Genomic DNA, 26146 nt, shown 5'->3' with positions numbered 1-26146 from the left:
GCGCGTGCCAGGCGCCGCGGGGCAGACGGGAATGTGGCGACAGGCCCTAGCGGTGCCGCAGGGTCCGGCGGCGCACCAGCCGGACCCGGCGTACGAGCACGATCGCACCGGCGACGAGCGTCCCCCCGTACAGCCACCCCGCCTGTGTGGCCAGCGCGGTCACCAGCCCCATGGCCCGGCCCCCCGTCCCCCCGGCGCTGTCGGCCACGGGGACCAGCCCCACCGTGAAGGCGATCGGCGCGACCACCGGCGCGGTCAGCAGGTCGCCCCCGCGCACCCACAGCGCGGTCAGCACGCACACCGGCAGGAACAGCACCCCGTACAGCGTCAGGGACGCCCCGAACAGCAGCTGGTCGAGGCAGCCCAGCAGGAGCATGGCCGCGCCGCCGAACAGTCCCCCGCCGAGCCCGGTGAGCCGGGGATTCGGCAGCCGTCGTAACCCGGCCGCGGGCGCTGCCGCCGGTCCTTGCCGTGCTCCCGGCGCCTGCCGTGCCGCCCCCGGGGCGGGTCCTCGTTCCTCCCCCGGGCGGTGCCTGGTCTGCGGTGGAAATGGCGTCGGCGGTGCGCCGCGTCGCGGTCCGTGTCGCTCGGGTGGCGTCCTGTGTTGCTCCACTGGACCAACCTAGGTCGTTTTATGTGTCGAATAGCCCATCTGACACGCCGGTGAGCCGAGCTTGTCCAGGCGTTCGACGCGGCCACCGGGCGAGTGCCGGGACGCCGTAGACTGGTGGATCGGCCGGTCCAGTCCCCTGGCCCCTCACCCCTGGCAGCCTCTGGCCCTCTCACTTCGGGAAGTCGCAACGTGTCGCTCACGATCGGAATCGTCGGTCTGCCGAATGTCGGCAAGTCGACCCTGTTCAACGCCCTGACCAAGAACGACGTGCTGGCGGCCAACTACCCGTTCGCCACGATCGAGCCGAACGTCGGCGTGGTCGGTGTCCCCGACCCCCGGCTGGCCGAGCTGGCCTCGATCTTCAAGTCCGAGCGGATCCTCCCGGCCACCGTCGACTTCGTCGACATCGCCGGCATCGTCCGCGGCGCCAGCGAGGGCGAGGGCCTGGGCAACAAGTTCCTGGCGAACATCCGCGAGTCCGACGCGATCTGCCAGGTCATCCGCGCCTTCAAGGACGAGAACGTCGTCCACGTCGACGGCAAGGTCTCGCCCAAGGACGACATCGAGACGATCAACACCGAGCTGATCCTCGCCGACCTCCAGACGATCGAGAAGGTCCTGCCGCGCCTCCAGAAGGAGTCGCGGATCAAGAAGGACGTGGCGCCGAAGGTGAAGGCGGTCGAGGAGGCCAAGGAGATCCTCGAGAAGGGCGACACCCTCTTCGCGCACGGCATCGTCCAGGGCACCGAGCGCAACGAGCTCCTGCACGACCTGCACCTGCTCACCACCAAGCCGTTCCTGTACGTCTTCAACGTCGACGAGGACGAGCTGGTCGACGAGGACTTCAAGAACGAGCAGCGCGCCCTGGTCGCCCCCGCCGAGGCGATCTTCCTCAACGCCAAGCTGGAGGCGGACCTCGCCGAACTGGACGAGGACGAGGCCCTCGAACTCCTCCAGTCGGTCGGCCAGGACGAGCCCGGCCTCGCCACCCTCGCCCACGTCGGCTTCCGCACCCTCGGCCTCCAGACCTACCTCACCGCCGGCCCCAAGGAATCCCGCGCCTGGACCATCAAGAAGGGCGCCACCGCCCCCGAGGCCGCCGGCGTCATCCACACCGACTTCCAGAAGGGCTTCATCAAGGCCGAGGTCATCTCCTTCGCCGACCTGGTGGAGACCGGCTCGGTGGCGGAGGCCCGCGCCAAGGGCAAGGCGCGGATGGAGGGCAAGGAGTACGTGATGCAGGACGGGGACGTGGTGGAGTTCCGCTTCAACGTGTAGCGGACGACGTACCGCCACGTGCAGCACTCTTCAGGAGAGCCTCAGCCGCCCTGGGATGCCGTGGCCGCGCTGGTGCGGGCGGCGCGGGCGGGGGACGCGCTGGCGATGGACGAGGTGCTGACCGTGGTGACGCCGTATGTGACCCGGCTGTGCCGGCCGATCGCCCTGTCGGACTACGAGGATGCCGTCCAGGAGGCGCTGACCGCGGTCTTCGTCGGGATGCGGGGACTGCGCGATCCGCAGGCGTTCTACGGATGGGTGCGCACCGTCACCGTGCGCGAGGCGGTGCGGGTGGCGCGGCGCACCGCCGGCGAGCGGGCCGTCGATCCCGACGGGGTCGCCCGCCTGCGCGGTCTCGTCGGCGTCGGTGACGGCGAGCTGTCGGCACAGGTACGGGACGTGCTTGCGCGGATGCCCGTGCATCATCGCGCCGTGCTCGTCCTGCGCGAGCTGGAGGAGCTTGACGAGCGAAGTGCGGCCGAGCTACTGGGTGTCGCGCAGGGCACGGTCAAGTCCCGGCTGCACCGCGCCCGTTCGGCGTTCAGGAAGGCGTGGGGGCAATGAGCGTCGATGCCGTGACCCGGCTGCGGCTGCTGGCCGCGGGCCTGCACACCACGTTGTACGCGGAGGAGCGCCTGGAGCTGCCGTACGACAAGGTGTGGGCGGTCGCCTCGGATCTGGCGGGCGAGCTGCCCCACCTCGTGCCGCTGTTGCGCGAGTTCCGCGTCCCGCCCGGCGACGCCGATCGCAAGCACGCCCTGGCGGTGGGCCCGCTGGGCGCCCGCAGCGCCTTCGAGGTGCGGCTCGCGCCGGGCTGGTGCCTGATGCAGTCGCGACTCGTGGTGGGGGGCATGGCCGCCGTGCCGGAGGGCGACGGCACGCGCTTCGCCATGCTCGGCGCGGCGCGTCCCGCCGCCCTGCGGCCGGTTCAGTGGGCGTACGCTCTCGGGGCCCGCCGCAGCCGGGCCTTCATCCGGAAGGTCGCGCTGCGGGCGGCCGAGCGACCGTAGCCGTTCTCGTAGTCGTTCCCGTGCTCGTTCCCGTAGTCGTTCAACGGCCCGTCACGAACAGCTCGTTCATCGCCTCGGCGACCACGTGGGGGCTCTCCCGAGGCAGAAAGTGGCCGGCGCCCGGCACGATCCGTACGGTGAGGGCGTCCGCGTGGCTCTCGCCCCCGGCCAGCATGGACGGCGGGAACACATTGTCCCGCTCACCGCCCAGCAGCACCGTCGGGACGGTCAGCCGCTGCCCGCGCCACGTGCCGCGCAGCAACGCCGGGATCTCCCGGACCACGTACTGCCAGAACATGGCCTGCCCGGCATGCGCGCCGGCCTGGGCCGCGGCGCTGAACTCCGCGAGCTCGTCGGGCTGCCAGACCGACCGGCCGGCGACCTGGTGACGCAGCAGGAAGCGGCTGAACGCCGGCCAGCGGCGCAGCACCGCCCGGCCGATCACCGGATACTCGATGAAGGCGGTGTACCACTGCCGCCACAGGTTCGGCAGGATGGCCCGCTGCCTGGCCCACGGGTGCGCCACGTTGAGGGCCAGGTGACCGCTGAACCGCTCCGGTGCCCGCAGGCACAGCCGGAAGCCGACGTGGGCGCCCCAGTCGTGCCCGACCAGATCCACGCGGTCGAGCCCGAGCGCGTCCAGCAGCGCGAGCATGTCGTCGGCCAGGCCGTCGATGTCGTAGCCGCGCCGGGTCTGCTCCGACCAGCCGAAGCCCCGCAGATCCGGGCAGATCAGCCGTCGTCCGGCGGCCGACAGGACGGCGACCCGGTGCCAGGCGAACCAGTGCTGTGGGAAGCCGTGCAGCAGCAGGACCGGCGCCCCGGTCCCGTACTCGGCGACATGCAGCCGGATGCCGCGCACCTCCAGCCAGCTGTGCCTCGCCCCTTCGGCGTTCGGGAGCGGTCTGTCAGCCGCGGCCGATACCGAGGTCGTGCTCGATGCCATGGGAAACACCTCTCGCCTCCGGCGGGCCTCTTGAGGGCCCGCTTCGGCATGCCAGGAGGCAGGACCGGGCCGAAAGGTTCCCCGCCGGATGCGACGGTCAGTACATGAGCGGCGCCGCGGTGACCTCGTCGGGACGGGGCAGCTTTCGAAAGGGGCGAGCGGGGGTACCTCCACACAAGCCGCGGGATCATCGGGGGGCGTGCGTGGGGTGGGAAGATGCTTCGGTCGGGCGGTTGTTCTTCGGGCGGGACGATGCCGAGACCGATCTCAAGGACGGGCTGCTGCGCGGGGCGGTGTTCCGGCCCAACCATGCCTACGAGGAAGTGCTCTCGGGGCGGAAGTCGCTGATCATCGGGCGCAAGGGGTCGGGGAAGAGCGCCATCTGCCGGCAGTTGGCGACAGCGGAGGGGCATCCCGGGGCCTCCGTGCTGATCACGCCCGACGACGCCGCCGGTGACGAGATCCGGCGGTTCGAGTTGCAGGGGGTCACCGCCGACACCGCCAAGTCGCTGATCTGGCGGTACGTGTTCGCGGTGCACGCGGCACGGCACCTGACCGGCCACGCGCGTACCGAGCACCACCGGCGGCGGCTGCCGTCCGCGGTCCGGGCGCTGCGCCGGTTCCTGCGGGCCAACGGGGAGTACGACGACTCCCGGCTCTACGACCGGCTGAGGCGCGGCGCGAGCGGGCTCCAGTCCGCGAACCTGTCCCTCAAGGCGTTCGGCGTGGTGGAGGCCGCGTTAGGGGTCAACGGGGCGTCCGAAGGGGCGCGGGCGAGCAGACAGCTGGAGGTTCTGGAGGACGGGGTGGCCGCCGCCTTCGCCGAGCTGGGATGCGACGGCCGCCATCCGCCGCTGCTCTTCCTCGTCGACCAGCTCGAACAGGTGTGGACCGTGGACGCCGACAGCCACGCCCTGGTCGCCGGGCTGCTGCTGGCCGCCAAGCAGGCGACCGGGCGCTACGGCGGCGCCGTACGGACCGCGCTGTTCCTGCGGTCCGACATCTACGACACCCTCAACTTCAGCGAGGGGGACAAGTTCCACAGCGACGAGATCAGGATCAGCTGGAGCCGGAAGGGCCTCGAGGACGTCGCCCTCGCACGGGCCCGGGCCTCGCTGGGTGCCGAGATCGGCGAGGAGCAGCTGTGGGGGGAGGTCTTCCCGGCGGTGGTGCGGGGTGAGCCGACCGCCGACTACCTCTTCCGGCGCGCGCTGCCCCGGCCCCGGGACGCCATCCAGTTCCTCAACGCCTGCCGCGGCGTGGCTCATGAGCGGGGCGGGCCGTGGATCACGGAGGCGGACGTGCTGGCGGCGACGGACCGGTTCTCCCGGTGGAAGTTGCAGGATCTGGCCAAGGAGTACCTGGTCAACCATCCCTTCCTGCGGTCGCTGTTCGCCATGTTCGAGAACAGCGGGTACGTCGTGACGCGGGAGGCACTGGAGAGCCGGTTCGAGGCACGCCGGGACGCGCTGCACCGGGACTACCCCGACTACACCGACAGCCTGACGGTGCGGGGACTGATCGACGTGCTGTACGGGGCCGGGTTCCTCGGGGTGCGGCGCGGCGACGGGGTGGTGTACTCGGGCGGAAGCCAGGCGCCGCCGGGGCCGGGGGAGGACGAGTTCCATGTGCACCCCTGTTTCCGGCACGCGCTCAACAGCGTGGTGTCACCCTCGGGGGTGACGTCCAACCGGGAGGTACAGCTCCTGGACAGGGTGGCCGAGGCGGCCGGGCGGGTGCGGCGGCTGCTCGCGCGGTCGGAGCTGCCGGAGGCGGAGGCGACGGCCGTACGCCTGACGCTCCACCGGGTCCTGAGCGAGGTGGACGACGCCCGTGACCTGCCACGAAGGGGTTTCCCGGACGGCGTCCGGCGGCAAGTGCTCAGCGCGGCCCGTGACTTCGGGGAGCTCGCCGCGTGGCTCCACGACCGTCAGGTCGGCCACTTCATCACCCGCCGCCTGGAGGACGAGGCGCAGGGCCTGGTCCGCGCGGCCGGCGGGGCGGAGGGCACCGGAGTCGGCTCGTCGTCCGGGGGCTGAGGCGCCGCCTCCCGGACATCCGCGTGACCGCCTCCCGGACATCCGCGTGCGCCCCCGGACATCCGCGTGACCGTCCCTCAGTACACCCGCGTGACCGCCTCCGCCCCCTCCCCGCTCGGCGGCCTGCGGCGCTGCCACTCCTGAGCCAGCTCCGCGGGGAAGCGCCGCCCGCTGCGGGCGAGGACGACACCCTCGGTCAGCTCCAGTTCGTCCCCGGCGCGGAAGTCGCGTGCGGCGCCCTTGGGGAGGTCGTGCCAGGGCCCGGGGCCCGACGTGCCCGTCGCCCGCCACCGGGTGCCGAAGCTGCTCACGTCGGTGGCGCGCACGGCACCTCCCGCGACCCGCAGTTCCACATGGGCGCGGCTGACGAGGGCGGCCAGGTCGGCGGGGAGCAGGTCGTGCAGGGCGATGCCGTCGGGCTCCGGCTTCCGGCCGATCCGTACCGTCGAGCCGTCCTCCAGGGTGAAGCGGGCCGCGACCCGGTCGGCGACGAGCAGCTTGACCTGGGCGGTGGCGGTGCGCGGGCCGTCGTCGACCAGTTCGAGACCGTGCTGCTCGCAGGTCGGGACGCCACGTCGCATGCGGGGCAGCAGCACCAGCGTGCCCTTGCGGGTGTCGTACACGGTGCACCGGCCGTCCGGGCAGCGCCAGTTGCGCCGCACCACCTCGGAGCGGGGCCTGCGCCGGGGATCGAGCAGGCCCTGCTTCTTCAGGACCGACTCCTCTTTCTTGCGGGAGATCTGTGCCGCGGAGGCCACCGCCATGTCCAGCGGGGCGAGCCGGACCGTGCCGTGCGGTCCCGGCACCGGCTCCAGGAAGTCGTCGGTGTTGCCCTGGAGGAAGGGGAAGTCGTCGCGGGCGTCCCGGTAGCGGTCGCCGGTGATGACCGGGATGCCGGTCATCTCGCACAGCTCCAGGACCCGTCCGTCCGCGTCGTCCAGCTCCTCGACCAGGCCGAGCCGCACCCACTTCGCCAGCAGGCGTACGTCCGCCGGGTCGGTGAACTCGTGCCGGCCGCCGCCGTGACGCAGACTGCGGTCGGCGACGAGGTACAGCTTGACGTCCGGGTCGCGGGCGAGCCGGACAGCCGCGTCGACGACGAGGGCCAGGCGGCGCAGCGAGCGCAGGCCGGGCTCGCCGAGGTCCTGGCGGCGCACCACGTTCGAGAGATCGACGAGGAAGCACGCCTCTTCGAAGTCCGCGGTCAGATGCTTCTCCACAGGTTGCCCCCGCTTCCCCGAAAGTCCCCACGCGTCCGCTGATGTGATGTTAGTTACTTTATTGGGCAGTGGACTTGGGGATCCTGAAATGCGGGGGGCGCATATGACCGAGTGGGGTTCACTTGCGGACGAGACGCCGTCCGGGGAACGGCGGCAGCAGGCGGCCCCGCCTCCTCCGGCCGCCGAAGACGAGTGGGGCAGTCTCGACGCCGCCGGCCCGGACGGCCCCGGCGGCCCGGACGGCTGGGGCGGTCTGGCCGAGGAGCCCCCTGGGCCCGCCGGACCCGGCGGCCGGCGGTCCGGCCCGTTCGCACCTTCGGCGGGCGTACCGGTTCCGTCACCGGAGGTCGTCGGCTCCCTGCTGACGGCCGGTGAGACGCTGTGGGCACAGGTCGACGGCACGGACGCGGTGCTCGGCTCCGGCTGCCCCGCCACGGCGGTGTACGACGACGAGCCGGACGGCTTCAGCGGCTGGCGCCCGGTCGTCGTCGTCGACCCGTCCCGGCTGACCGTGCGCCCGGTGCCCCTGTCCCTGGCCGAACCGCCCGTCGGCGCGGCGACCTCCGTCGCCGAGCTCTACACCGACACCGAACCCCCCGACACCGGCGGGCCCCGGCGCACCGCGCGTTTCCCGGTCGGTCAGGGACCCGACCTGGACGTCCTGCTGGAGCGGGCGGTGGCGGAGGAGCGGGAGCGGGTGCGTACCGAGGCCGCCGCCGCGGCACGCCGCGCCCAGGAGGAACTCGCCTACGCGCACCGGGAGCTGGCCGAGCGGACCGAGCTCGTCGAGCGCGGCGCCCGGCTGCGCGAGGAGCGGGCCGAGGAGGCGGTACGGCGGGCGCGGCAGGAAGCCGACCGGCGGCTGGCCGAGGCCGAGAGCCGGGCCGACCAGCGGATCGCCGCGGCCGAGGCGGCAGCCCGGCGGGAAGTCGACGACGCCCGCAACCAGGTGGCGCAGGCCGTCCAGCAGTGGCAGTTCCGGGCACAGCAGGCGGAGGCCGAACGGCGCGGCGCGGCCGAGGAGTTGCAACGCGCCAACCGGACGAGCACACAGCGCCTGGTCTTCCTGGGAGTACTGGCCGTGATCGCGGTCGTCCTCACCGTCTTCCTCAAGGGAGCGTGACATGAGCGAACACGGTGACGAGGTCATCGGCCGCGACGACGATGCCGACGCCGACCTCGCGGGGGAGCGGAACCTCGACGCGATTCCCGGAACGGCCGTGGAGATCCAGGAGATGGAGACGCCCGAGTTCGTCGCAGTCGCCGTCCCCGAGATCGCCGTGCGCTGGGACCAGGACCTGGCACCGACCCTGCGCGAGTGCGTCGACGAGCACGGCAGGCCCGAACGCGACGAACTGATCGCCGAGTTGCCCGACCTCTGGCACCGGGTGGACGCCGCGCTGCAACGGCTCGGGCCCGGATGCCTGGTGACCGAGTCCGTACGGTACGACGCGTACGAGGGCTGGCAGATCGCCGCGCTGCCCCGCTACGACCTCGACGGCGGCATCGAGTTCCACGACCGGCGCGAGGTCGCGCCCGCGCCCCGGGACCGGCGTGCCCTGGTGCAGGCGCTGGTCGACGCCGTGGCCGAGCGGCCCTGCCTGGACCTGCGGGACGCGCTCCAGCTGCTCGGCGTGTTCGCGGGCACGTTCCCGCCCGGCCTCGACGCGGTGTGCCACCGGCTGCTGGGCCATGACCTGCGCCAGGGCGTGGCAGCGGGCATGGCACCGCTGCACGAGGTCCTCGCGCGCCGCGCCCCCGACCGCGTCTCGGCCACCTGTTACCAGGAGAGCGCGGTCGGCTCCCGCAAGGCCAAGGGCGACCCGGGCACCGACAACGAGGACGCGGCGGGCGCCGGTCGCGGCGCCTCGGGCACGGTGCGGTGCGCCGTGTTCGACGGGGTGACCGGCGACGGGGACGGCTCCGGCCGGATCGCCGCCCAGGCGGCACTGGGACAGGCCGAGCGGCTCTGGCGGCTGGAGGAGGACCTGCCGCCGCGGCAACTCGTCGACGAACTCGACGCGGCCGTCGGCCGGACCACTGAGACGGGCAGTGCGGCGGCCGTCCTGGCCACGGTGCGCCCCGACGGCACGGCGAGCCTGGTGTCCGTCGGGGACGCGGAGGCCTGGCTGGTGCGGCCCCTGCGCGGACCGGCACCGGGCGGTCCACCGCCGCGTGAACTGCCGTACGCGGCATGGAAACTGACCCCCGCCCACACCGGCTACGCCGAGCGGCTGAGGGTCAGCCCGCACGCCCACGGCGACGGGTCCGCCCTGGTCAACTACCTCGGCAACGGCCCCGGCCGCTGGACGCAGACCACCGTCGCCCTCGCCCCGGGGGACCTGCTGCTGCTCGCCTCGGACGGGGCGACGGAACCCGAGCGGGACCGCTGGTTCGGCGCCGTACTGGCCGAACTGGCCGCAAAGCTGGAGGAGTCGGGGCGGCCGCTCGCCCCGGCGCTGGCCGCCGCCCTCGTCCAGCGGGCGGAGGCCCTGGGCGGCTGGGACAACGCCACGGCACTGGTGTGCGGGATCGGGGAGGCGAAGGACGCATGACCACTGAGGACATCAAGCTCGGAGTGGACCGGCCGCAGGTCCATGTCGGCGACGAGTTCTTCGTGTCGGTCGCCCCGCGCGTACTGCGCCGCGCCGACCGGATCGCGGACGGCATCGCCTATGTGCTCGCGGTCGACGACAGCTGGTCGATGGGCATCAAGGCGAACTCCTCCACGGACGAGTTCGCGGACCCGGACGACCCGCGGGACGCCAGCCGCAAGGACGTGGCCGAGTCCGGGGTGCGCGAGCTGGTCGCCGCGCTGCCCCCGCACGCCGGGGTGGACGTGCTCACCTTCGCGCAGAACGCGGGCCTGCGCTTCTCCGGAACGGCGGCCGAGCTGCGCGACAAGGGCAGCTGGCACGGCAACGTCGAGGACGAGCGCCGCTGGACCAACATCGAGGGCGCGCTGCGGGAGGCGTACGCGCAGCTGGGCCGGCGGACGGCGGCCGCCCGCCGGCTCGTGCTGCTCAGCGACGGACTGCCCAACTTCGGTACGACCGACCCGGGGCAGCTCGCCGCGATCGCCCGGGAGGCGGCCGGTCGCGAGCTGCACACCGACGTCATCGGTATCGGCGAAGGCGCCGACTACGCCCTGCTGGAAGGGCTCGCGTCGACCGGGATGACCGCTCACGTGTCCTCCCGCGCGACCGCCGCCGAGAAGATGCGGGAGATCGCGTCGAGCTTCGCGGCCTACAGCCGGGACGTGGTCGCGGGCAGCGCCGAACTGTCCCTGGAGATCAACCCCTTCATCCAGGTCGTCGCCGTCTACCAGATCGACCCGGTCCGCCGACGCCTCGACAGTGCCGTCTCCGACGGCGGAGGACGGCGCCCCAGCCGGGTACGACTCAGCCTGGGCGCGGTCGGCGCGGGCGACGAGGGCCAGTTGCGCTATGTGCTGAAGCTGCGGGCGCCCGACCGGACCAGCACGACCGCGCTGCTCGTCGCCAAGGCGACCGGGCGGCTCGGCTCGGGACCCGAGGCGCGGGAGCTGGCACCGGTGACGACCGACGTCTGGGTCGTGAACGACCCGTACGCGCAGATCCTCCGCCCCGAGTACGGCCGCGAGGTCGCCGCCGCGGAACTCGAACAGGAGATCAACAACCGGGCCGCCGCGGCCGGTTCCAACACCGAACGGGAGCGGATCTACGAGGAGGGGGTGGAGCGCGCCCGCAAGATCCCGGACCCCCTGCTGATCGCCGCCTTCCAGCAGGCGGTCGGCGGACTGCGCGAGGGAATGCAGTCGAGGGACGTGCTCAACGAGTCCCGCGCCTCCTCCAGCCGCAGCAGTTCCAGCCGCAACAAACGGGACTGGTTCAAGGACATCGAGGTCGAGCAGCCCGACAAGATCCGCGAACACCGCAAACAGCGCAGCCTGTTCGACGATGACGACGGCCAGTACGGCGACGGCCAGTACGGCGGAGGGTCGTACAGCGGCGGCGGATACGGCGACGACGGATACGACTCCGAGGACGGCGGCGGATACGGCTCGGGCGGCGGCAGCGGCCGGCACTCCTACGGCGACCCGTACCGCGGCGCACCGGACGGCGGCCAGGACCACGGCGGCCACGGCGGCTCCGACGCCCCGACCCAGCCGCCGCGCCGGAGCCGGCCATGAGCGTGCCCGTCATCATCGACGCGTCGAACGTGGCCGCGACCGGCCAGACCCCGTGGCCGTTCTCCCGGGTCGTCGACGTACGGGAGGCCTGGCTGCGCCGGCACCCCGGCGCCGACGCCATCGCCGTCCTGGACGCCACCGTCCGGCCCCACCTGGACGACCAGAAACTCGTCGAACAGGCCGAACGCGCTCGCTGGCTCCAGGTCCACCGGGGCGACGCGGACGACCGGATCCTCTCCCTCGCCGACCAGTACGACGCGGCGATCGTCTCCGACGACAACTTCCGCTACGCCCGCCGTGAACACCCCTGGCTGCAAGGCAACAGCTCCCGGGTGTGGAGCGTGCGCCGGATGCGCGGCGAGGTCATCCTCACGCTGCGCCACCTGGGCGTGGCCACCGACGAGGAGATAGAACGCGACCGGCTCAAGAAGCTCCGCAAGGCGGGCCTGCTCCACCCCGGCTCCGACAAACGGTTCCGGCACGCCTCCGACACGTCCGGCTGCGTACACGCCGACGAGGAACTCCAGCCCCGGCACGTGCACAAGCAGGGCAACCGCTGGTACTGCCGCCTGTGCTACTTCGACGTGAACGAGATCCTGGCGGAGCCACCCCCCGCTCCCGCCCCCGGCACCGGTCCCGTCCGCGTGACGGTGCTGCACGGCCACCGCACCCGGGACACGCTCACCGTGCCCCCCGACGGCCTGACCCTGGGCCGGCCCTCGCGCAGCCGCCCGGAGATCACGGTCGTCACCGCCGGACTGGACGAGGAGCACGCCCTGGAGATCTCCCGCGCCCATCTGCGGATCTTCCTCGACGACGACGGGAAGCCCATGGTCGAGCACCTCCCGAAACCCGAGCAGAACGCGTCGTTCCTCAATCCGGAGCTCGACTTCCGGGGACGCCCGAAGTCCTCCCGGCTCGCCTCCAGGACGCCGTACGCACTGGAGGACGGCGACGAACTCTGCCTCGGGCCGGGCACCGTCCGGCTCCGGATCGGCTTCGGGAGCGACGCGTGACCACGTTCGTACCGCAATGGGTGTACGCCGAGAGCCCCGACGAGAACGGCTCCCCGCGCAAGGCCTGGGTGCCCGCCGACTTCGGGATGGACGGCCGGTTCGCCACCCTCGAGATCCTCTCCCGGGGCGGGCAGGGGTACGCCCTGCTCGCCAAGGACCGCTGGTCCGGCGGAGACGTCGTGGTCAAGGGCATGTGGTGGCCCGAGTCGGCCCTCGGCGACCCGCGCAACGTCCTCACCACCCTGTCCCAGCACCAGAAGGCCCGCCGGCAGGGGCTGCACGCCGCCCGGCAGGCGGCCCAGCTGACCCAGCAGTGCCCCGTCGTGATCAGCGTGGAGTCCCAGCCCTCGCCGTCACTGACCGAGGCCGGCCACCCGCGGCCGCAGGTCGAGAGCTTCCTGGTGCAGCAGTTCATCGGACAGCAGGGCGGCGCCTCGATCACCCTCCAGCAGGACATCGACGCCCGGCGGGACGCGAAACGGCCCTACACCGAGGACGAACTCCTCGACCTGGCCGAGCAGTTGTGCAACACCCTCGCCGCCCTGCACGCCGACCGGCACGAGGACGACAAGTCGTCCAAGGGCTGGATCCACGCCGACATCAAACCGGAGAACATCCTGGTGCTCGGCCCGCCCGCCCGCTATGTCCTGATCGACTACGACGCGGCCGTGCGGATCGGCGGACGCGTCGACACCACCACCGCCGCCTACGCGCCGCCGTCCGCCGAGGGCACCGACGAGCCGAGCGAGAAGTCCCCAGCGGCCGAGCGCTTCGACATCTACATGCTCGGCGCCACCCTGGCCCACGCGGCCGCCCTCCAACGCCTCTCCGAGGAGCACCGCCGCCTGCTGTACGCGGAGGGAGCCGCGTACGAGACCATCGCCCCGGCCAAGAGGTTCCTCACCAAACAGGGCTACGGGCCGGTGCTGACCAACGCCCTCACCACCTGCCTGTCCACGCGGACGTACCGCCTCGCCAACGTCGACCGCGTCCGCATCGACCTCGCCCGCGCCCGCCGGGTCACGGCCCTGCAATCGGCGCTGAGCACCCTGGGAGGCGGGCCCCGATGACCGCGAACACCACGTTCGGCCGGCTCCTCACCCGGGTCCGCGGCCGTTCCGGACGCCACTGGGAACCGCATGCCGAGCAGCTGCGCCCCGGGCATCTGCGCTCGTCCGGGGCGAACGCGCTGCGCGCCACCCGGCTCGTCAAGGACGCGGAGGAAGAGGCCTTCGGCGCGCTGCGGTTCTTCCCCAACGTCAGGGACCGCAGGCGGGCGGCCGCGCTGCTCGCCGCCGGCAGCCCCGTCACACCCACGCTCCTGGACATGGTCGACCACCCCCAGCTGCCGCCCGCCCTGATCACGGCCTGGGCGCCGGGCAACAAGAAGGTGCCCCTGCACGCGCTGCGGGACCGCGACGACCTCGACGCGATGCTCGCCGGCGGGCACCGCTGGACACCTGCCGGAGCCCTGCGCACCCTGGTACCCCTCGGCCGGGCCCTGGACGACATGGCACACGCCGGATTCGTCCCCGTCGAGCTCTCACCCGACCACCTCGTGGTCAACTTCGGGTCGGTGGTCCTGGCGGGCATCGGCCGGCACGGCTACATCCCGCTCGAGGGCCGCATGCCCGGCGCCCAGGGCATGTCCCTGCCGAGCGCGCTGCTCCTGGGCGGGGACGTGCCGAGCGCGGGCAGCGGGGACCAGGCCCTGGCCCAGTGGCGGGAGGTGCAGGTACGCGCCCTGACCCGGCTGGCCGGCTGGATGGCCTGCGGACTGCCGCCCGGCGCCTGGGGCCCGGTCGACGGCCCGGCCGACCTCTACGGCTATCTGGAGGCGGCCGGATTCCAGCGGGTGCCCGCGCTGCGCCCCGGCCGGCTCGCCGACACCCTCGCCCGCGCCGCCCACGACGAGGAACAGGCCCGCGCCCGCGCCGACCTGGCCGGGGCGGAGGCCCTGCTGGTCTACGACGACACGGCGCAGTACAGCGGCGGCGAGCGGCTCAGCATCAACCCCGAGTCGCTGCGGCTCGGCCTGCTCCACGAGCACGGCCCGAACGTGATCGCCATGGCCGCCTTCGACCAGCGGCGGCTCAGCACCCGCGGCGCCACGCTGCTCTCCGGCGCGGGCTGGGTCCTGGTGTCCCCGGACGAGTTGGTGAACCTGGCCTGCCGGATAGCGTCGCAGGCCACGCACGCCCGCGTGGTGGTCGCGGGCCGGATGACATCCGCCGCCCTGCGCAACCTCCAGCGGGTGCGCGGCGGACAGGTCGAACAGGTCGACTGGGACGACCTGTCGATCCCCTCGCCGCGGATCGCGGGCATGGCCGCCGACCGGCTGCCGTTCGTCACCGACCCGAATCTGGAGGAGTACCACGCGCAGGTCCTGGACAGCAGGGGCGGCGCGGCCCGGCGCCGGCGCACCTTCGCCGCCGGCTGGACCCTGAGACATGGCGGCGTCGACCGCACGATGGGGCCTTCGCCGCGCGCGAAGCTCCTGGAGCTGCTGGCCGACTGCTTCGGCACCGACACGGAACTGCTGGTGGCGGTGCGCTCCCTCCAGAACGCGCCGGGCCTGCGCAAGCAGAACAGGCTGCTCGACGAGGCCGGCATGCGCCGTCTGGTGACCGCCCTGTCGGGCGTGCCCCGGTCCGTCTTCCGGGAGTGCCTGATGTCGGCGCTGCTCGGGCCCGCGGAGCGTGACCTGTACGACGAGGCCGCCCACCGGCTGCTGCCCGTGGCGGGCCGGCTCGCCGAGGTCTTCGACCCGCGCGGGGAAGTGGGCGCCGACGGGCTGACGATGGCCACCGCACTGCGGGAGCTGGAGGGCATCCGCCGCGTCGGCCTCTACGGGCGGCTGTGCACGGCCGTCCCAGAGGTCGCGCCCGAGCGGCTCGCGGCCGCGGTCGCCGGCATGGACGACCCGCTGGTCGCGCTGCTCTCCCAGATCCCGGCGCCCAGCCTCCAGTTCCTCGCCGGCCGCCTCGACGACCCGCAGCTGCTCGACCTGCTGCGACCCCACCTGCACGGCGAGGACCAGGACCTGCTCGCCCGCTACACCCCGCAGATGTGGCGGCGGCTGCTCGACGGGCTGCGCCAGCCCGAGCATCTGACCGTGCTCGGCCTGGGCTGGGTGCAGATCGTCGACCAGGACACGGCCGGCGCGGTGGACGCCCGGGTGCTGCTCCAGATCGCCGCCGACGCCGAGGTCTCGGGGCGCGACGCGGTACGTGCCCTGCTCGGCACGGCACCCGCGGACTGGCCGGTCGTGTGCGCCCACCCGGTGCTCGCGGCCCGCTGGCTGTCCGAGCAGGGCGACCTGGGCATCGCCGAGCTCGCCGACCGCTTCCCCGACACCCGGGCGGCGCTCGCCGAACTCGGCACCGAGGGCCTGCGGCACGCGCTGGAACTCGGCCTGGACCAGACGGCGATGGCCCGGCTCAAGGGCTACGCCGACGGGATCGGCCACAGCCTGTCCGACGTCGTCGCGGCCTTCAAGGAGCGCGGTCACGACACCGTGGAGCAGACCGAGCCGCTGGGCACGGCCGCCGCGGTCGCCTGGTCGCGCTGGCAGCTGGACCTCGGCAACGAGCTGGACTGGGTGATCGGCAACGTCGTACAGCGTCCCGAGCGGATCCGTGACTGGGCCGTGAACGGGCCCCGGCTGGCGCACCGCGTCGGCGCCGCCGTCCTCGGTCCGGGCACGGCCCCCGAGGTGACCGGTGCACTGGCGGCCGACCCGGTCCTGCTGCCGCTGCTGGGCACCCTGGCCGGCCCCGCGCAGCGCACCGCCCTGCTGCGGCTGTACGCCGCCGATCCCGAGGGCACCCTCGATCCGCGGGCCCGTCGTGAACTCCCTTTGATCCTGGCCGCCGACGACCCGCCGCGCACCCTGCGCACCCTGCTGCACGAGGGGCTCGGCGTGGTCGCGCAGCAGTATGCCGAGCGGTTCGGGCTCAGCCCCGAGCAGCGCCGTGTGCTCGCCGAACTGGAACCCCTCACCAGTGAGCTGGCGCTGCGTTCGCTGGAGGCCGTGCTGTCCGTGGGCGCTCGCTGGGGGCTGCGGGTCGCGGTCACGGCGGCGGTCGTGGAGCAGCGGCTGCCGGGTGGCGCCGAGGCGGTGAACCAGTGGGGGCCGCGCTGGCTGCCGCTGCTGGCGGGGCGTTCCGGGGAGCGCGTGCTGCGCTTGCTGACCGAACAGGGCGAGAAGCACGGCCGCCGTACGGAGCGGCTCACCCCGTGGCTGCTGGCGGCCGGCGACGACGGACTCACGCTGGTCGAACGCTATGGCTCCGACGCCCTGGACCTCGTCCTGGCCACCGGTGCCGCACCTGGCGAGGCCAGGCTCCTGGGCGAACTGCTGACACTGCCGGGGCCGGGCCCCACCCTGTACCGCCTGATCACCGAGAACGGCCTCCCCCCGGAAACCTGGCCCCGCACGGCCCGCCTGCTGGCGCGCGGGGAGCAGCCGGAGCGGGTGCTGCTGCGGCTGTGGAGCAGTGCGCCGGCCCGCTGAGGTCAGAAACCGCCGTGGAAGGGCATCGTCTGGTACGGCCGCGGGTCCGTGATCCAGCCCGCCACCAGGACGAGCTGTGTCTCCCGGTGCACCGCCAGGAAGCCGAAGGGGCGGTCGAACCGGGCGCGGACGACGGTGGTCTCGTAGCGGTACTGGGGCGGGCCGCTCCCCGCCACGGGCATGACGGCCGTCACCGCGGCGGCCCGGAAGCCCAGGGCGCCGAACTCGGCGACCGTCGACTGCTGGGCCGCCCCGATGGCGAGCGGATCGGCGCTGATGCCCGGGAAGTGGCCCTGCCGGATGTCCTTCGCGGTCGTGAGTCCGAACAGGCGGTCCAGGGCGAGCAGATCGTGGTCGGCCCGCACGTCGAACGCCGTCGTCGTCACGTCGAGGGTCACCGGCTCCGGGGAGAGGGCGGGCTGCCGCTCGATGTGCAGCCCCGGACCCACGTGCCCGTACGGCAGTTGCCCGCCTCCGGTCACCGGCAGCGCGCGTTCCACGGCGCCCACACCCGCGGCCAGCACCTGCCCCGGTGTCATCCGTTCCTCGCCGAGGACCAGATGGACGTCGAAGCCGTTGTCCCCGGGGACCTTGAGGGCGGTCACGTAGCCGTGCGGGGTGTTCGCCACCCCGATCCGGTCCGGCCGGACGCTCCTGCGGTGCAGTCCGACCAGCGTACGGCCCTGCCAGGGCCCGGCGTCCGGGCGCAGCGGGCGCTCGTCGAAGGGGCGGGGCCAGTCGGTGCGCAGCGACAGGGCGGTGGCGAGGACCATCCTGGCGTCCTCCGTCAGCGTGACCGGCATGCGCTCCACGAGCCCGCCGGTCCGCTCGGCCGCCCAGGTGTCCAGGGCCTTCTGGTCGGTCGGGCGGTCGCCGCTCAGCACCCCGTGCGAGTCCGCCGGCAGCCCGGCCCGCCACTCCTCGCGCAGCCGAAGCGTCCGGTCGGTCCACAGCCCCAGGGCGGAGTTCAGCCCGGCCATGCCGCCCATGGTGCCGAGCAACTCCCGTGCCGCTCCCGCCGCCTGCTCGGCGGGCAGTCCGAGGGCCTCCGCCAGTTCGGCCCGTGCCGGGCCCGCTGCCCCGTCGGCCAGGAAGGCCAGCAACGGCCAGACACCGGCCGCCGATAACGCCGTCCCGCCGTCCGCGGCCCCCGCCCACCAGGTGGTGAGTCGGTTCACCCCCCGGACCGTCGCACTCGCGACCTGCATTCCACCCCCATCAGCGGCGCGCTTACGATGCGCGCAGTCGTACGTCAGTTCAGCGCTGCCGCCGCCCCGACCCCAGGAGCACGGTACCCGTGTCCATACCTCCGCCTCCCAGTTCCCAGCAGCCCGACGGCTCGTATCCGCCACCGTCGCCGTACGCGCCGTACCCGCAGGGCCCTTACGGACCGCAGCCCCAGGGCCCCTACGGGGGGCCGCAGTACCAGCCCTGGACGCAGGGCTACAGCCCGTACAACCGGCCGGCGGCGGTGAACGGGCTCGCCATCGCCGCCCTCGTGCTCGGCATCCTCTGCTTCCTGCCGGGCGTGGGCCTGGTGCTCGGGCTGGTGGCGCTGGCGCAGATCAGGAAGCGGGGGGAGCGCGGGAAGGGCATGGCGATCGCCGGCTGCATGCTGTCCGGGATCGGGCTCGCGCTGTGGGCGGTGGCACTGGTGACGGGCGGCGCGTCCGAGTTCTGGAAGGGCTTCACGGAGGGCGCGCGGAACGGCGCGAGCATCTCGTTGAAGAAGGGCGAGTGCTTCAACACGCCGGAAGGGTCACCGGAGGGCGTGACGTACGACGTCGACAAGGTGTCCTGCGACCGGGAGCACGAGGGCGAGGTGTTCGCGTCCTTCCAGCTCAAGAACGGCGGTTCGTATCCCGGCCACTCGTCCATCACGGACCGGGCGGGCGAGCGCTGTTACGGCCTTCAGGACAGCTACGCGATGGACGGCTGGGCCCTTCCGGGCGACGTCGACGTCTACTACCTCTCGCCCACCCGGGACAGCTGGGCGCTCGGCGACCGCCAGGTCACCTGCGTGTTCCGCGACACCGATGAAAGCGCCCGCCTGACCGGCTCGCTGCGCAACGACGAGACCGTCCTCGACGCCGACCAGGTCGCCTATCTGAAGGCGGCGCACGTCCTCAACGCGGCCATGGACACCGCGCCGGACGCGGAGTACGTCGAGGACGACCTGCCCGGCCACAAGGCGTGGGCGCGGCGCGTGGCGGCGGCCCTGGAGCAGCAGGCCGGGATGCTGCGCGGGCACGACTGGCCCGCGGACGCCGAGAAGCCGGTGACAGGGCTGGCAGGTGACCTCGACAAGGCGCGGGCGGAGTGGGCGAAGGCCGCGAAGGCCGCCGACGCCGACGGTTTCTACGCGCACTACGACAAGGGCTTCAAGCTCATCGACCCGGACCGGACGGTGACGGCGCGCAAGGTTCTGGGGCTGGCCACGACCCCGCCGTCCACGGACGACACCGGCCTGGAGGTGTGACGCAGGCCAGAACGGGGAGAAAGTGCCTGCGTAAAGCCTGCCCTGGGCAGATGTCATCACATCGGGTGATTCTCTGGCCTTTGCTTGCGTGGCACAACCCACGGTTGCCAGGCTGTTGCTGTCTGTACAACCTGATGGGAGCGGCCTGTGACTTTCGGTGAGCAGCCGGCGTATCTGCGTGTCGCGGGTGATCTCCGTAAGAAGATCGTCGACGGTTCGCTGCCGCCCCACGCCCGTCTGCCCTCCCAGGCCAGGATCCGCGAGGAGTACGGCGTCTCCGACACGGTCGCCCTGGAGGCGCGCAAGGTGCTGATGGCCGAGGGGCTGGTCGAGGGCCGCTCCGGCTCGGGGACGTATGTGCGCGAGCGGCCCGTGCCCCGGCGCATCGCCCGCTCCGGCTTCCGTCCGCCCGCCGGTGCCACGCCCTTCCGGCAGGAGCAGGCCGATGCCGCCGCGCGCGGCACCTGGGAGTCCCGCAGCGAGCAGACGCAGGCGAGCGGGGCCATCGCCGAGCGGCTCGGCGTCCGGCCCGGCGACCGGGTGATGCGCACCAAGTACGTCTTCCGGGACGCCGGCGAGCCGATGATGCTCTCCACCTCCTGGGAGCCCCTCGCGGTCACCGGCCGCACTCCCGTCATGCTGCCCGAGGAGGGCCCTCTCGGCGGCATGGGCGTCGTGGAGCGGATGCGCGCCATCGACGTCATCGTGGACAACGTCACCGAGGAGGTCGGCGCCCGCCCCGGCCTCGCCGAGGAGTTGCTCACCCTGGGCGGTGTCCCCGGCCATGTCGTCGTGGTCGTCCAGCGCACCTACTACGCCTCCGGCCGTCCCGTGGAGACCGCCGACGTCGTGATCCCCGCCGATCGCTACCGGGTCGCGTACCACCTCCCAGTGAAGTAGCGCACACCCCGGGGGCAGTTGCCCCGTCCGGCCGGTCGACTCCCGCCCGCGCGCGGGCCGTTGGAATCCGGCCGTTTTCCCAGGTGATCCCCGGTGTGCCCGGCGGCCCGTCAATCCGATGCACCGATGCGCACGGACGGCGCGCTCGTCATCGTGCGCCCCCCGCGTTCTGGCCGGTTGCGTATCTCTTGGTGAAAAGCCGTATTCGCTGCGTGAAGGTTAGGCGTACGCTCGGGCATATGCGGACTGCGGTTTCCTCAGCGGGCGGGGCACGGCGGGAGCCGGGGACGGGAGACGGACGGGCGAGGGCCGGAAGAAGAGGTGGGGTGCGATGAACGACGCCAACGGCACGGTCTCGCTGCCGTGGCTCGTCATACGGCAGGACGACAGCGGCAATCGCTACCGCGTGGGCCGGTATGCGACCCGCGCCGAGGCCCAGAAGATCGCCGACAGCCTCGACGACCGCGGCCACAAGCAGATCTACTGGGTCGAGCGCATAGGCCAGAACGGCAACGGCTCCCGCGCCTGACCTCCGGCCGACTCCCGCTGGCCCAGGGTCTAGGCTCCGGCGCATGACCGAACGGATCGTGGTGGTCGGAGCCGCACTGCTCGACGACGGCCGTCTGCTCGCCGCGCGGCGCAGCGCGCCGCCCGAGCTGGCGGGGCGCTGGGAGCTGCCCGGCGGCAAGGTGGAGCCCGGCGAGTCGCCCGAGGGCGCCCTGGTGCGGGAGCTGCGCGAGGAACTCGGCGTCGAGGCCGAGGTCGTCGAGCGCGTACCGGGGGAGTGGCCCCTGAGGCCCCCGTACGTCCTCCAGGTGTGGACCGCCCGCCCGTGCGCCGGTTCCCCCGGTCCCGAGCCGCTCCAGGACCACGACGAACTGCGCTGGCTCGCGCCGGACCGGCTCTGGGACGTGCCCTGGCTCGACCAGGACGTCCCGGCGGTGCGGGAAGTGGCCGTGCGCCTGCACTGAGCCCCGTACGCCGTTCGTGCCACTGTGCGCTCGCCAAGGCGATATTCAGCACTGGATACCGGGTATGTGCCAATTAACCCCATGAAACCGGACATGGGTGGGCTCGCTGGCCTGGGAAGTGATCGGCGTGATCGACACGGACGGCGACTACGCCAAGTGGACCTTTCCCGCGGAACCGGGCGCCGTGCGCTCCGCCCGCGGAGCGGTCCGCGACCAACTCTGCGGCTGGCGCCTCGACAGCCTCGCCGACCTCGCGGCCCTGCTGGTCAGTGAGCTGGTGACCAACGCCCTGCGGCACGCCACCGGCCCCATCGGCGTACGCCTCGTACGCCCGGCGGAGCTCGACGACACCCTGCTGGTCGAGGTCTCCGACCCGCTCCCGGACCCGCCGCACGAGCGCGCCCCCCGCCCCGACGAGGAGAGCGGCCGCGGTCTCCAACTGGTCGCCGGTTCCTCGCGCCGCTGGGGCACCCGGCCCGGAGACACCGGCAAAACGGTCTGGTTCGAGCTGGCTGTTCCGGGGTGAGCGCGCACAGCGCCGCACTTGTACACGCCCGGCCGCGCTGTCCATCGACCGGTTCCTGTCACGGACCGTTGCCGTCTTGTGTGATTCGACGACGTGTCGCCTGGTTAGAAGACTGGAAGTGTTGTCACGGCCCGGACCGAAAACCACCGGGACCGTGCTGTGATCGTGAACACCGTGTTGTGCGGCGCCGTAGTGCTGGATACTGCGGGCAGCCGCCCCCGGTGACCGGTGCCGGGTGCGGTGAGCTGGAGGGGACGGTTCGCGTGAGCGAGATACCAGCGAAGGCCACGGAGTCCGAGGACCCGTCGGACGGCGCTAGGGCGGAGGCCGTGGAGGAGCGGCCGCCCGTCGACGCCATGTGGCAGAGCAGTCCGCCCGGCTCCATCTACGACTACATCAAGGTGGCGTCCTTCTCCATCAGCGCCAAGGGGCTCGTCGACCAGTGGAGCCTGCGCGCCGAGCAACTCTTCGGTATCCCGGCCGAGCGCGCCGTCGGCATGGACCCCATAGAGGCCTTCGTCGACCCCGATCTGCGCGAGCGCGGCGAGCGGAAGATGGCCGAGATCCTCGACGGGCGGGAGTGGACCGGAGTGGTCCCCTTCCGGATGCCCGACACGGCGGACGGGGAGCGCGGCGAGGAGGGCCTCGCCGAGGTCTACGTCATGCCCACCCGCACCGCGGAGGGCGACAAGGCCGCCGTCTGCATCGTCGTCGACGTACGCACCCTGCGCAGCATCGAGACCGATCTCGCCGCCTCGCAGGCGATATTCGGTCAATCTCCGTTCGGGTTCCTGCTGATCGACACCGATCTGCGGGTCCGCCGCGCCAACCAGCAGTTCGCCACCACCTTCGGCGGCACACCCGACGACCACCGGGGCCTCGGCGTCCAGAACTACCTTCAGCGCGGCGAGGCCGAGCGGGTCGCCGCCACCCTGCGCCGGGTCCTGGAGACGGGCAACTCCATCACGGACATGCACGTCACGGGATTCGTACCGGGCTCGGACGAGCGCCGGCACTGGTCCATCAACCTCTACCGCGTACACAGCGGAAGCGGCCGGCCGATCGGCATCGCGTGGCTCGGCACCGACATCACCGCCCGCCGCGCCGCCGCCCGCGAGGCCGCCGCCGCACGGCGCAATCTCGCCCTCCTCAACGAGGCGGGCGCCCGCATAGGGAACTCCCTCGACCTCGAGACCACCGCCCGCGAACTCCTCGACGTCGTCGTGCCCGGCTTCTGCGACCTCGCCACGGTCGACCTCTACCAGGGCCTGCTGGCCGGCGACGAGACCCCGCCCGGACTCGCCGACGGCAGCGCGGAGCTGCGCCGTGTGGCCTTCGCCAGCGCCGTCTCGGACACGCCCTTCGTCGGCGGCGGGGCGCCCGTCGCGGTCGGCGCGGTCCACCACTACCCCTTCAACTCGGCCTGCGCGGACGCCCTGCGCACCGCCCGCCCGCAGTCCGTCCCCGCCGAGGAGGGCGGGCTCGTCCAGTCCACGCTGGCCGTCCCGATGGTCGCCCACGACACGGTCGTCGGACTCGCCCAGTTCGCCCGTACGAAGGGCAGCGAGCCGTTCGGCGACCGCGACCGGGACCTGGCCGTGGAGCTCGCGGCGCGCGCGGCGGTCTGTATCGACAACGCCCGTCTCTACCGCCGTGAGCACGAGCGGGCGTTGATACTGCAACGGTCCCTGCTCCCGCCCGGCGACCCGGAGGCCTCCGGACTCGACATCGCCTGCCGTTACCTGCCGGGCAACGCGGCGACGGAGGTCGGCGGCGACTGGTTCGACGTCATAGAACTGCCCGGCCACCGCACCGCGCTGGTGGTCGGGGACGTGATGGGCCGGGGCCTGCGCGCGGCGGTCGCGATGGGCGAACTCCGCACGGCGGTCCGCACCCTCGCCCTCCTCGACCTCGAACCCGCCGAGGTCCTGGCCGCGTTGGACGAGATCGCCCGCGGCCTCGGCACGCCCGGCGGCATCCAGCAGGCCACCCGCACGGCCCGGCAGCCCAGGGACGCCGACCTGTCCGAGGTCTACCTCGCGACCTGCGTGTACGCCGTCTACGACTCGGTGACCAGGCGGTGCACCTTCGCCAACGCGGGCCATCTGCCGCCGGTGCTGGTGGAACCCGGTGAGACCGCGCTGATGCTGGACGTGCCGCCGGGCATGCCGCTGGGCGTGGGCGGCGAACCCTTCGAGGAGGTCGAGGTCGACCTCCCCGAGGGCGCGCTGCTGGCGCTCTACACGGACGGACTGGTCGAATCCCGCGACCATCCCCTGGACGAGGGCCTCCAGGCCTTCGTGGGCGCCCTGACCGACCCCACCCAGCCGCTGGAGGACGTCTGCGACCACGTCCTCAACACCCTCGACACCCACCACGGCGAGGACGACATCGCGCTGCTGATGGCCCGTGTCCAGGGACTGCCGGCCGAGTCCGTCGGCGACTGGACGCTGCCGCGCGAGCCGCGCAGCGTCGGCCGCGCCCGCGAGTACGCGCGCGGCCAGCTGCTCAGCTGGGACCTCGAACCCCTGGTCGACACCACGGAGCTGCTGGTCAGCGAGCTGGTGACGAACGCCCTGCGCTACGGCGAGGGCGAGATACGCCTCCGCCTGCTGCTGGACCGCACCCTGGTCTGCGAGGTCTGGGACTCCGGCCTGGTCCAGCCCCGCCGCCGCCGCGCCCGCGACACCGACGAGGGCGGCCGCGGCCTCCAACTCGTCGGCCTCCTCAGCGCCGCCTGGGGCTCCCGCCGAACCCCCCGAGGCAAGACGGTCTGGTTCGAACTCCCCCTCCCCGACGGCGAAACCGGCCTGACGGACCCGGCGGAGGCACTGCTGAGCCTGTTCTGACGGGCGGTCAAGGCCCCGGCAGGGTCCGCCGGCCCCGGGTCTCCGGGCCGCCGAAGCTCGCCGGGGGGCCGGCGTCGGGTTCGGCGGTGAGGAGGATGCCGCCGAGGACGGCTCCGGTGAGGCCGGTGGGGGTCTGGTCGGGGTAGGGGGTTCCGTGGGTGCGGACGTCGCGTTCGGCCAGCTCGCGGGAGTCGCGGGCGAGCCGGTCGGCCTGGGCGTGCGCGGGGGCACCGCCGGACAGGAGCCGGGCGGCCTCCGCCAGCAGCGTGCGGGGCTCGGCGCTCACGGCTCCCCGGTGCGTGCCGATGAAGTCCTCCGCGGCGCCGACGGCACTGCGGGCGACGAGCAGCGCCCCCGCCGTCACCACCCCGGCCCGGCCGACTCCCAGCGGCTCGACGGCCCGAGCGATGTGCCGAAGGGCGCCCAGGGGGTCGTACGGCCCCCCGGTCAGCTGCTCCCGTACGGCGGCCAGCACGCCGTCGGCCCGGACGATCCGCGCCCGCAGTTCCCCGGCGGGCACCTCGGTCGCCTCGGCCCGTCGCGCCGCCGCGATCTCCGCCTCCGCGCCGGTCAGCGCCGCCGGCACCAGCCCAGCCGCCTCCCGCACCTCGGCCGCGAGCCGCTCCACCCCGGTGACCAGGACACCGGCCTGGTCGATGGCCCCCTCGGCGGACCGGAGATGGCGCGCCGCACGCTCCTGGTCGTCCCTGTCGGCCGCCTGGCGGCACGCGTTGAGGTGACCGGTGGCGAACACCAGCCGGTCCTTGGCCTGTTCGACGTACCCCGTGACCGGCTCCACCGCCGACGCGGTGAACCGCCCGCCCAGCTCGTCCAGCGTCGCGGCCACCCCGCCGGTCCGCCCCGCCAGCTCCCGGAACCGCCCCTCCGCGACCTCCAGGGCCTCGTCCACCCCCCGCTCCAGCGCCCGGAGCCCGTCGAACGCGGGCGCCTCGGCGTCCAGCCGCCGCCCGGCCTCCGCGCACCGCCCCACCACCCCCACCAGCGCCTGCCGCCGGGCCTGCTCGTCCTCCGGCACGCCCCGCTCGTAGCGCCGGTGTATGGCGAACGCGGCCGCCAGCTCCGTCTGGGCCGCCCGCAGCGCCCGCACGAACGGTTCCACCGCCTCCGCCCCGAACAGGGCCTCGGCGAAGCCGAGTTCCTCGCGGCTGGTGCGGACGCTGTCGTCCGCGACGACCAGCGCGGTCCGCGCCTGCCGCTCGAAGTCGCCCACCGTCGGCGCCGGCGGTCGGACGGACACCACCCCGGGCGTCGTACGGCTCCGGGCCCGCCGGGTGCGCCGCACGTACCCGTACCCGGCCAGCACCCCGACCGCGCCCAGCGCCACGAGCGGCAGCACGAGATCGGCGGGGGACGTCTCGTCCCGCTCCGCCACGGCGGCACCCGCGACCGGCCCGGCGCGGGCCACGGGAACCGGATCTTGGGCACCGGTCGTCATCCCCGGCAACACCAGCCACACGACCCCGGCCGCACCGCCCAGCACGGCGTGCGCCACCCGCACGGCTATGCGCGACGTGGCGTGCCGAGGCCGGCCCCGGATCAAGGTTGACGTCACATTTCGGAGCGTATGGGCAGGTAACGGGCTTCGCGACCG

The 26146-nt window shown here is 73.2% G+C and carries 21 protein-coding genes; 16 read left to right on the top strand and 5 right to left on the bottom strand.

The genetic code is table 11. The annotated features are described in order from the left end of the window. Positions 1-46 precede the first annotated feature (46 nt). A complete protein-coding gene (locus tag ABZ915_RS37715) occupies positions 47-613 on the bottom strand; it encodes a DUF6542 domain-containing protein (protein ID WP_361812856.1) in 567 nt (188 codons plus the stop codon). Positions 614-802: 189 nt separating this feature from the next. On the opposite strand from ABZ915_RS37715, the gene ychF reads away from it, so the two are divergent. From ychF to ABZ915_RS37700, 3 genes are read left to right on the top strand one after another with little or no spacing between them, the layout of a single operon-like run. Beyond that, positions 803-1891 (top strand): redox-regulated ATPase YchF, encoded by a 1089-nt coding sequence (ychF, locus tag ABZ915_RS37710; protein WP_361812854.1) that lies wholly within the window; start codon positions 803-805, stop codon positions 1889-1891. 60 nt (positions 1892-1951) lie between these two features. Next, the gene (locus tag ABZ915_RS37705; RefSeq protein ID WP_361812852.1) at positions 1952-2455 is read left to right on the top strand and encodes an RNA polymerase sigma factor; all 504 of its coding nucleotides are present in this window, start codon (positions 1952-1954) and stop codon (positions 2453-2455) included. Further along, positions 2452-2901: a hypothetical protein gene (locus tag ABZ915_RS37700; protein ID WP_361812850.1), complete on the top strand. Its 450-nt coding sequence runs from the start codon at positions 2452-2454 to the stop codon at positions 2899-2901. Before ABZ915_RS37705 ends, ABZ915_RS37700 begins: the two co-directional genes overlap by 4 nt. 40 nt (positions 2902-2941) lie before the next feature. Here the strand turns inward: ABZ915_RS37700 and ABZ915_RS37695 are convergent, their stop codons facing one another. Next, positions 2942-3847: an alpha/beta hydrolase gene (locus ABZ915_RS37695; RefSeq protein ID WP_361812848.1), complete on the bottom strand. Its 906-nt coding sequence runs from the start codon at positions 3845-3847 to the stop codon at positions 2942-2944. A gap of 203 nt (positions 3848-4050) precedes the next feature. Between ABZ915_RS37695 and ABZ915_RS37690 the strand changes: the two genes are divergently transcribed. Then, positions 4051-5886, top strand: a complete 1836-nt coding sequence (locus ABZ915_RS37690; RefSeq protein WP_361812846.1) for a hypothetical protein — start codon at positions 4051-4053, stop codon at positions 5884-5886. 77 nt (positions 5887-5963) lie between these two features. Here ABZ915_RS37690 and ABZ915_RS37685 read toward each other — a convergent pair whose 3' ends face one another. Then, positions 5964-7106 (bottom strand): FHA domain-containing protein, encoded by a 1143-nt coding sequence (locus tag ABZ915_RS37685; RefSeq protein ID WP_361812844.1) that lies wholly within the window; start codon positions 7104-7106, stop codon positions 5964-5966. A 103-nt stretch (positions 7107-7209) separates the two neighbouring features. Here ABZ915_RS37685 and ABZ915_RS37680 point away from each other — a divergent pair, with 103 nt between their 5' ends. From ABZ915_RS37680 to ABZ915_RS37655, 6 genes are read left to right on the top strand one after another with little or no spacing between them, the layout of a single operon-like run. Next, positions 7210-8229 carry a hypothetical protein gene (locus tag ABZ915_RS37680; RefSeq protein WP_361812842.1) on the top strand — a complete coding sequence of 340 codons (1020 nt, stop codon included), beginning with the start codon at positions 7210-7212 and terminating at the stop codon, positions 8227-8229. Position 8230: 1 nt separating this feature from the next. Continuing rightward, complete coding sequence (locus ABZ915_RS37675; RefSeq protein ID WP_361812840.1) at positions 8231-9661, top strand: hypothetical protein; 1431 nt, start codon at positions 8231-8233, stop codon at positions 9659-9661. Then, a complete protein-coding gene (locus ABZ915_RS37670; protein WP_361812839.1) occupies positions 9658-11277 on the top strand; it encodes a vWA domain-containing protein in 1620 nt (539 codons plus the stop codon). The genes ABZ915_RS37675 and ABZ915_RS37670 overlap by 4 nt, the downstream gene beginning before the upstream one ends. Beyond that, complete coding sequence (locus ABZ915_RS37665) at positions 11274-12293, top strand: hypothetical protein (RefSeq protein ID WP_361812837.1); 1020 nt, start codon at positions 11274-11276, stop codon at positions 12291-12293. The genes ABZ915_RS37670 and ABZ915_RS37665 overlap by 4 nt, the downstream gene beginning before the upstream one ends. Then, positions 12290-13363, top strand: a complete 1074-nt coding sequence (locus tag ABZ915_RS37660) for a hypothetical protein (protein ID WP_361812835.1) — start codon at positions 12290-12292, stop codon at positions 13361-13363. The genes ABZ915_RS37665 and ABZ915_RS37660 overlap by 4 nt, the downstream gene beginning before the upstream one ends. Further along, a complete protein-coding gene (locus ABZ915_RS37655) occupies positions 13360-16809 on the top strand; it encodes a hypothetical protein (RefSeq protein WP_361812833.1) in 3450 nt (1149 codons plus the stop codon). The genes ABZ915_RS37660 and ABZ915_RS37655 overlap by 4 nt, the downstream gene beginning before the upstream one ends. A gap of 2 nt (positions 16810-16811) precedes the next feature. Here the strand turns inward: ABZ915_RS37655 and ABZ915_RS37650 are convergent, their stop codons facing one another. After that, complete coding sequence (locus tag ABZ915_RS37650) at positions 16812-18017, bottom strand: serpin family protein (RefSeq protein ID WP_361812831.1); 1206 nt, start codon at positions 18015-18017, stop codon at positions 16812-16814. 89 nt (positions 18018-18106) lie between these two features. Between ABZ915_RS37650 and ABZ915_RS37645 the strand changes: the two genes are divergently transcribed. The 6 genes from ABZ915_RS37645 (at position 18107) to ABZ915_RS37620 (ending at position 24534) form a co-directional block, all read left to right on the top strand. Next, the gene (locus ABZ915_RS37645; protein ID WP_361812829.1) at positions 18107-19288 is read left to right on the top strand and encodes a DUF4190 domain-containing protein; all 1182 of its coding nucleotides are present in this window, start codon (positions 18107-18109) and stop codon (positions 19286-19288) included. Between the two features lie 147 nt (positions 19289-19435). Next, positions 19436-20188 carry a GntR family transcriptional regulator gene (locus ABZ915_RS37640; RefSeq protein WP_361812827.1) on the top strand — a complete coding sequence of 251 codons (753 nt, stop codon included), beginning with the start codon at positions 19436-19438 and terminating at the stop codon, positions 20186-20188. A 331-nt stretch (positions 20189-20519) separates the two neighbouring features. Continuing rightward, positions 20520-20717: an SPOR domain-containing protein gene (locus ABZ915_RS37635; protein WP_361812825.1), complete on the top strand. Its 198-nt coding sequence runs from the start codon at positions 20520-20522 to the stop codon at positions 20715-20717. Between the two features lie 43 nt (positions 20718-20760). Next, on the top strand, positions 20761-21159 hold the full coding sequence (locus tag ABZ915_RS37630; protein ID WP_361812823.1) for a (deoxy)nucleoside triphosphate pyrophosphohydrolase: 399 nt from the start codon (positions 20761-20763) through the stop codon (positions 21157-21159). Positions 21160-21256: 97 nt separating this feature from the next. Further along, the gene (locus ABZ915_RS37625; RefSeq protein ID WP_361812821.1) at positions 21257-21685 is read left to right on the top strand and encodes an ATP-binding protein; all 429 of its coding nucleotides are present in this window, start codon (positions 21257-21259) and stop codon (positions 21683-21685) included. A gap of 263 nt (positions 21686-21948) precedes the next feature. After that, positions 21949-24534, top strand: coding sequence for a SpoIIE family protein phosphatase (locus tag ABZ915_RS37620; protein WP_361812819.1), 2586 nt, complete (start codon positions 21949-21951; stop codon positions 24532-24534). Positions 24535-24541: 7 nt separating this feature from the next. Here ABZ915_RS37620 and ABZ915_RS37615 read toward each other — a convergent pair whose 3' ends face one another. Next, positions 24542-26107, bottom strand: a complete 1566-nt coding sequence (locus ABZ915_RS37615) for a hypothetical protein (protein WP_361812817.1) — start codon at positions 26105-26107, stop codon at positions 24542-24544. Positions 26108-26146: the final 39 nt, after the last annotated feature.

Origin of the sequence: Streptomyces sp. NPDC046915 (assembly GCF_040644935.1) — a bacterium.
In the GTDB taxonomy this organism is placed as follows: Bacteria; Actinomycetota; Actinomycetes; order Streptomycetales; family Streptomycetaceae; genus Streptomyces.
Note: the sequence above shows the minus strand (reverse complement) of the source record. Positions and strands in the feature narration are given on the sequence as shown.